At 71.3% G+C, this 6,810-nt stretch carries 5 protein-coding genes; all 5 read right to left on the reverse strand.

Annotation, left to right across the window (positions count from 1 at the left end; translation table 11 throughout):
* Positions 1-71 precede the first annotated feature (71 nt).
* The gene (locus BKI49_RS03095) at positions 72-2,561 is read right to left on the reverse strand and encodes an FtsX-like permease family protein (protein WP_179332317.1); all 2,490 of its coding nucleotides are present in this window, start codon (positions 2,559-2,561) and stop codon (positions 72-74) included.
* Positions 2,561-3,331, reverse strand: a complete 771-nt coding sequence (locus tag BKI49_RS03100; RefSeq protein ID WP_095932628.1) for an ABC transporter ATP-binding protein — start codon at positions 3,329-3,331, stop codon at positions 2,561-2,563. Before BKI49_RS03100 ends, BKI49_RS03095 begins: the two co-directional genes overlap by 1 nt.
* Positions 3,324-4,661: an MFS transporter gene (locus BKI49_RS03105; protein ID WP_143658368.1), complete on the reverse strand. Its 1,338-nt coding sequence runs from the start codon at positions 4,659-4,661 to the stop codon at positions 3,324-3,326. Before BKI49_RS03105 ends, BKI49_RS03100 begins: the two co-directional genes overlap by 8 nt.
* A complete protein-coding gene (locus tag BKI49_RS03110) occupies positions 4,658-5,584 on the reverse strand; it encodes an ornithine carbamoyltransferase (RefSeq protein ID WP_095932630.1) in 927 nt (308 codons plus the stop codon). Before BKI49_RS03110 ends, BKI49_RS03105 begins: the two co-directional genes overlap by 4 nt.
* Before the next feature lie 110 nt (positions 5,585-5,694).
* Positions 5,695-6,810, reverse strand: a 1,116-nt coding sequence (locus BKI49_RS03115; RefSeq protein WP_179332318.1) for a non-ribosomal peptide synthetase, incomplete at its 5' end; no start/stop codon positions are given.

Here is a 6,810-nt window from a genome sequence, read left to right on the forward strand (position 1 = left end):
GGCACCGGCTCGCGGGCCCGCCCACGTCGTACGGACAGCGGCGCGCGGGCATCCACGAGCCGTGTCGTCGTCTACTCGCGGGCGCCCACGAGCTGGACGATCCGGGAGCGGAGTGCCGCCGTGACGGGCAGCACCGTGCCGACGACCGCGAGCAGCGCGGAGACGGCGGCGATGCCGACGACCACGAGCCAGGGCGCCACGATCGGGGTCGTGCCGAACAGCTGGAGCAGCGCCGCCCACAGGGCCGCGATGTTCACCGCAGAGGCGAGCAGGGCGAGGACGACTCCGATGGCGGCCACGAGCAGCGATTCGGCGACGAAGAACCGCAGGACCTGCTTGGGTGTGGCGCCGGCCAGGCGGAGCACGGCCAGGTCGCGGCGCCGGTCCGCGGTCGCCATGAGCAGGGTGTTGAGGATCGCGATGAAACAGAACAGCACGACGATCACGGCGGTGGAGCGTTGCCGCACCTCGATGAGGTGGCGGGCGTAGGCGCTCTCCGAGGCGACGAGCTCGTCACGGGTGAGGAACCGTGCTCCGCTGCCCCGCACCGCTCTGTCGATCGCTGCCGTGGCGGCGGCCCGGTCGGTGCCGGGTTCCAGGGTGATGTAGGCGCGGCGCGCCAGTCCGTCGCGCGCGTAGGCGGCGGACGGGGCGAAGCGTTCGGGGAGGTAGGCGACGTCCTCGCCGCGCATCGCCTTGTAGACGGCGGCGACCTTCAGCGTGGCTTCCTCACCGTCGCCGAGCAGGATCTTCTGCGTCGTCCCGGCGTCCCAGCCCCACAGGTCGGGGGCCGCGAAGCTGTTGTCGTCGAGCCTGTCCAGGGACCCCTGGGTGATGGTGAGATCCATGGTGCTCTTGAGTGCGGAGGTGTCGACGACCATGCCGTCGTTCTCGTCGTAGCGGTCCTCGTCGCGGGTGTACACCGTGGTGAGCAGGGGCGCCGCGATCTGTACGCCGTCGATCCGTTTCACCCGGTCGACGACCTCGGGGCTGATGCCCGGTGTGCCGTCGGGGGCGAGGGCGTACTGGGAGGCGACCTGGTTGCGCAGTCCGTGGTCACGGGCCGCGCCGAGCGAGTCGGTGGCGGCCAGCAGTGACAGCGCGAGACCCACGGTGAGCAGGATGGGTGCGGCGGTGGCCGCGGTGCGGCGGCGTGAGGTGAGCACGCTCTCGCGCACGAGCATCGCGGTGGGCCCGGCGGCATTGCGGAACGGCCACATGAGCAGCCGTGCCAGCGGACCGATCGCCAGGGGCGCGATGACGGCCGCGGCGAGGACGGGAACGAGGAGCTCGGTCACATAGGTGTTGGGCGACAGGATCGTGGCCGGTTTCCCGACCGCGATCCACGCGGCGAGTCCCACCCCGGCGCCGACGCCGATCGCCCCGAGCAGCAGCCGTCCCGGGGTCATCCCCGAGTCGTCGACCGCGGCCTCCCGCAGTGCCTCGACGGGCCGTACCCGTCCGGCGCGGTGCGCGGCGGCGGCCGCTCCGCACAGGGCCACCAGGACACCGACGAGGAACGCGCCGGCCAGCGGGGCGGTCACCGTCCAGTGCAGCGAGGGCCGTACTCGGAACCAGGGCGGTGAGATGTCGAGGTCGATGAGCATGTCGGTGAGCAGTTGCGCCCCGTACAGGCCGAGGGCGGTGCCGAGCGCGGAGGCCAGCGTGCCCACGAGCAGGGCCTCGCCGCGCACCATGCGGCGGACCTGCTTGGGGGTGGCGCCGACGGTGCGCAGCAGGGCGACCTCGCGGCGCCGCTGGATGACTGCGAAGGCGAAGGTCGAGGCCACGACGAAGACGGAGGTGGTGCCCGCGACGGAGGCCATCACCGGGACCAGGGTGATGGTGTTGTCGAGGGTCTCGCGGTCCTCCGCCTTGCTGGCGTCCGCCTCGTGACGGTCCTTGCCGGTGAGGACCTCGGCGTCCTTGCCGACGGCGGCGCGGACCTGGTCGATCGGGCCGAGGGCCACCAGAGCCTGGATGCGCGGGGAGATGCGGGCGGCTTCGGCGTCGCCGAAGAAGACGGCGTTCTCCCAGTCGACCGGTGCGACGGTGCCGGACACCGTGTACGCGGAGACCCCGGCGGCGGTCATGACCGTCACCTTGTCGCCGGTGCGTGCCTGGTCGGACGGCACGACGATCTGTCCGTCGCCGGACGGCTGCCGGCCGCTGGTCAGTTCGTAGCCGCCGAAGCGCGCGACCGCCCAGGGGTGGCCCACCTGGTTCTTCGGGCCGCCGCGGAGCTGCGCGTAGAACGCACGGTCCACGACGGTCTCCCCGGTGGCCGCGACGCGGTCGAGGAGGTCCCGGGAGACGCCTTCGGCCTCGGGCAACGAGCGCACGCCGAGGTCGTGGTGGGCGGGGTCCCAGTCGGGGTCGGTGGGCAGGACGACGGCGTCGGCGCGGGCGAACCGCTCGGCCGGCCGGTCGGGCAGGTCGAGCATCGTCATCAGCAGGACGCCCATCGCGGCGACCTGGGCGACGCCGAGGACCAGTGCGACGACGGTGCCGAGGAAGGACACCCAGCGCGCCCGCAGGGTCTGGAAGGCGATGCCGAGCACTACGACACCGCCAGATCGGTCATGCGGGCGGCGACCGCCTCGGCCGTCGGGGAGGTCAGTTCGCCGACCAGTGTGCCGTCGGCGAGGAACACCACTCGGTCCGCGTACGCGGCCACGTTCGGGTCGTGGGTGACCATCACGATGGTGGTCGGCTCGTCGAGCTCGGGGTCGTCGGCACCCTTGCCGCCCGTGACCGGACTGCCCACCAACTTGCGCAGCACTTCGAGCAGTTCGCGCCCGGTCGTGATGTCCAGCGCTCCGGTGGGTTCGTCGGCGAACAGCACGGCGGGGCGGGTGACCAGGGCCCGGGCCACCGCCACCCGTTGCTGCTGGCCGCCGGAGAGCTGACCGGGCCGCTTTCCCGCCTGGTCCTCCAGGCCCACCTGGGCGAGTGCCCGCAGCACGGTCTGCTTGCCCGGTTTGCGGCCGGCGAGCCGCAGCGGCAGCCCGACGTTCTGCGCGGCCGTGAGCGAGGGCAGCAGGTTGAACGCCTGGAACACGAAACCGGTGGACTCCCGCCGGAACTCGGTCAGCCGGGTCTCGTTCAGGCCGCCGATGTCCGTGCCGTCGATGAACACCCGGCCGGAGGTGGGCCGGTCGAGTCCGGCGGCACACTGCAGCAGCGTGGACTTGCCCGAGCCGGAGGGGCCCATGACCGCCGTGAAGCTCCCGCGCGGGAAGGACAGGCCGACCTCGCGCAACGCGCTGACCGCGCCGCTGCCCGAGCCGTACGTCTTGGTGAGCGACTCCAGCCGCACTGCGTCATCCATCGATTCTCCGTAGCGTCATGGTGGTGGGGGGACCGGCCGTCAGCTCCCGCTGATGCCCGGACGCCTCTTCCTGGGCGCTCCGGTCTTCGAGCTCCGCCCCTGGGCGGGTGAACACGACGGTCGCCACCACGGCGAGCAGGGCCATCACTCCGGATGCGATGGCCAGAGTCCCGCGCGTCCCGAAGCCTTCGAGGAGATAGCCGGTGCCTAGCGCGCCGATCGAACTCGCCCCGGAGACAAGGAGCATGACGACGCTGCCGACCCTCCCCTGCATGGCGTCGGGTGTGATGCGCACCTGATGGGACATGCCGGAGACCGTAACAGCGGCTCCTATATGCGACGTTATGAAGAAGAGAATCCCAAGTATCACAGGATGCAGCAGAAATACTGTTCCGGGCATGATCACGGCCCAGGCGACATGCGCGTAGATCATCACGCGCCGCATCGGCAGCCGCCTGCTCAGCCAGCCGCCGCTGAACGCCCCGAGCAGCCCCCCGATGCTCCCGGCCGCCATGATCAGACCGACCGTGCTCGCCGGCCTGCCCTGCTCCCTGACCAGCACGGCCACGGTGAGGATGAGCCCCTGGAAGACGAGGTTGCTGCCCGCGATCACGAGCAACGCCGAACGGAAATAGGCGCGTTGCCACACCCAGCGCAGCCCGCTGGAGATCTCCTCCCGCAGTCCGCGGGCGCTCTTGCCCCGCCCGGAACGCTGCGCGGGGATGCGCAGCCGGGTGAGCGTCAGCAGCGACATCAGGTACAGGCCGGTGCTGGACAGGAACGGCACCCAGGCCGAGAGCCCGAACATCACACCGCTCGCCGGATGCCCGACGAAGTTCACGGCCCGTGAACGCGCCTCGTTCTGCGCCATCGCGGTGGACACCTGCTGGGGCGGCACGACACCGCGTACGGCGGCCCGTTCGGACAGCTGATAGAAGACGGTGAGGCTGCCCTGGACGAAGGCGACGGCGGCGATGTGCCAGACGCGCACCTCGTCACCTGCGAGCGAGACCGCGACCGACCCGATGGCCAGCGCCCGTCCCGCCACGCACACGAGCATCACCCGCCGCCGGTCCCAGCGGTCCACCAGCACACCGGCGGGCAGCTGCATCACCAGCATCGGCAGCAGCGCCGCGAAGCCGACCAGGCCGGCCGCGCTCTTCGACCCGGTGTGCCAGAGCACCAGCAGGGTGAAGGCCATGGTGGAGGAGCGCTCCGCCATGACCGACAGCGCGGAACCGCCCCACAGCAACCGGAAGCGCCCGTTGCTGCGCAGCGGCGGCAGCTTGTCCACGCCGCCGCCGTCCCGCGCCACGACTTCCTTGCTCATCGACGGCCCGCCCAGCACCACTCCAGGACCGCCATGGCGCTGTGCAGCTTGTGCGTGGCCTGCGTGAAGGCGATGCTCGCCGGCCCGTCCAGCACCTCGGCGGTGACCTCCTCGCCGCGGTGGGCCGGCAGGTCGTGCAGGAAGACCGCCTTCGGGCTGGTCTCCCACAGGGCCCCGGTGACCTGGAACGGCGCGAAGACCTCACGCCAGTCCTCGGTCGGCTTGGTGGTGCCGGTGGTCTGCCAGCGCGTGGTGTAGACGGCGTCGAGATCGGCGGGCAGCGCGGCCATGTCGTGCCGCTCGACCACCCTGGCCCCGCTGCGCACCGCCTGCTCCGTGGCCTCGGCGAGGATCTCGGGCGCGACGCCGTAGCCGGGCGGTGTACGCAGTTCCAGCTCGGTTCCGGGGAAGCGGGAGAGGGCCAGTGCCAGCGCCGCGGCGCTGTTGTTGCCCTCGCCGACGTAGAGCAGCCGCAGCCCCTCGATCCGTCCGAAGTGCTGTTGCAGGGTGGTCAGATCGGTGAGCCCCTGGGTCGGATGCTCCTCCGCGCTCATCGCGTTGACCACCGACATGGTGCCGGCGGCCGCCCAGGTGCGCAGTTCGGCGGTGGCGTCGGCCGTGCGGGCCACCAGCAGGTCCAGCATCCCGGCGAACACCCGCCCGGTGTCCTCGCTGGTCTCGCCGGTGTTGGTCTGCAGGTCGCCGGGCCCGAACGTCACGGTCTGCGCGCCGAGTCGGAGCGCGCCCGTCGTGAAGGCGGTACGGGTCCGGGTCGACGTACGGCGGAAGTAGACGCCGACGACGGCGCCGTCCATGGTCCTCGCCCGTGCGCCGGAGGCGAACGCGACGCCACGGGCCACGATGCCGCGCAGTTCGTCGTCGGTCAGGTCGGTGAGGGAGATGAGATGTCGCGCGGATCCCATGGCGTGGGGTCCCTTCTGGTGGGCTGATGATGAGGCCGCCGGGCCCCACGGGGTGACCGGCGGCACTCCTCGGGTCGGGTCTTCGGCACGCGTGGCTTGGCCCGCGGCGGTCAGCGGGATCCGGTCAGGAGCGCGTCGATCTCGGCGCGCACCCGGTCCTCGATCTCCACGGCGAGCTGTGCCACGGTGGGGCGCTCGAACGCGACCCGCACCGGCAGGTCCAGGTCGTACTCGGCCTGGAGCCGCGAGATGAGCCGTACGGCGAGGATCGAATGGCCACCGAGGTCGAAGAAGTTGTCCTCGACCCCGACCTTGTCCAGGCCCAGGACCTGGCCCCAGATGGCCGAGATGCCCTCCTCGATCTCGCTGCGCGGGGCGACGTAGGTGTCGGTGGCGACCGCCTCCGGGTCCGGCAGGGCCCGCCGGTCCAGCTTGCCGTTCGCCGTCAACGGGATCGCGTCGATCTCGACGAACACGGAGGGGATCATGTACTCCGGCAACACGGATCCGAGGGCGCCGGCGAGTTCGTCGACGCGGCCGACGACGTAGGCGATCAGACGCTGGTCGTCGGTCACGACCACGGCCGCGTCCGCGACGTCCGTATGAGCGGTCAACGCGGCCCGGATCTCACCCAGTTCGATCCGATAGCCGCGCACCTTCACCTGGTCGTCGATCCGGCCCAGGAACTCCACCGCACCGTCCGACCGCCACCGCGCCAGATCACCCGACCGATACATCCTCGCACCCGGCTCACCGAACAGGTCCGGGACGAACCGCTGCGCCGTCCGCGCCGGATCACCCACATACCCCCGGGCCACACCAGTCCCACCGACGTACAACTCGCCCACCACGCCCACAGGAACCGGACGCAGCTCGGCATCCAGGACACGCATCTGGACGTTGGGCAGGGGGCGGCCGATCGGGACGACACCCTCATGCGACGTCTCGACGGGGAACACGCACGTGCCCACCGTCGCCTCGGTCGGACCGTACTCGTTCCACACCCGACCATCGCCCAGCAAGCCCCGCCAACGCTCCACAAGAGCACCCGGCAGCGCCTCACCCGCGACCACGATCCGCGACGTCAACACACGGATCTCCTCATCCGACAGCTGAGCGCCGATGACCTCCAGATGACCGGGCGTGAGCTTCAGGAAGGAGAACGGGCCCGCCTCAGCCAGCGCACCACCCAGCTCGGTCAGCTCACCGTCGAACAACCACACCGG

It is taken from the genome of Streptomyces sp. Tue6028 (genome assembly GCF_002300165.1).
In the GTDB taxonomy this organism is placed as follows: Bacteria; Actinomycetota; Actinomycetes; order Streptomycetales; family Streptomycetaceae; genus Streptomyces; species Streptomyces siamensis.

Coding starts and splice junctions, on each gene's coding strand:
- BKI49_RS03100 (WP_095932628.1), bottom strand. CDS start 3,331: ATGGATGACGCAGTGCGGCTGGAGTCGCTCACCAAGACGTACGGCTCG.
- BKI49_RS03105 (WP_143658368.1), bottom strand. CDS start 4,661: ATGAGCAAGGAAGTCGTGGCGCGGGACGGCGGCGGCGTGGACAAGCTG.
- BKI49_RS03110 (WP_095932630.1), bottom strand. CDS start 5,584: ATGGGATCCGCGCGACATCTCATCTCCCTCACCGACCTGACCGACGAC.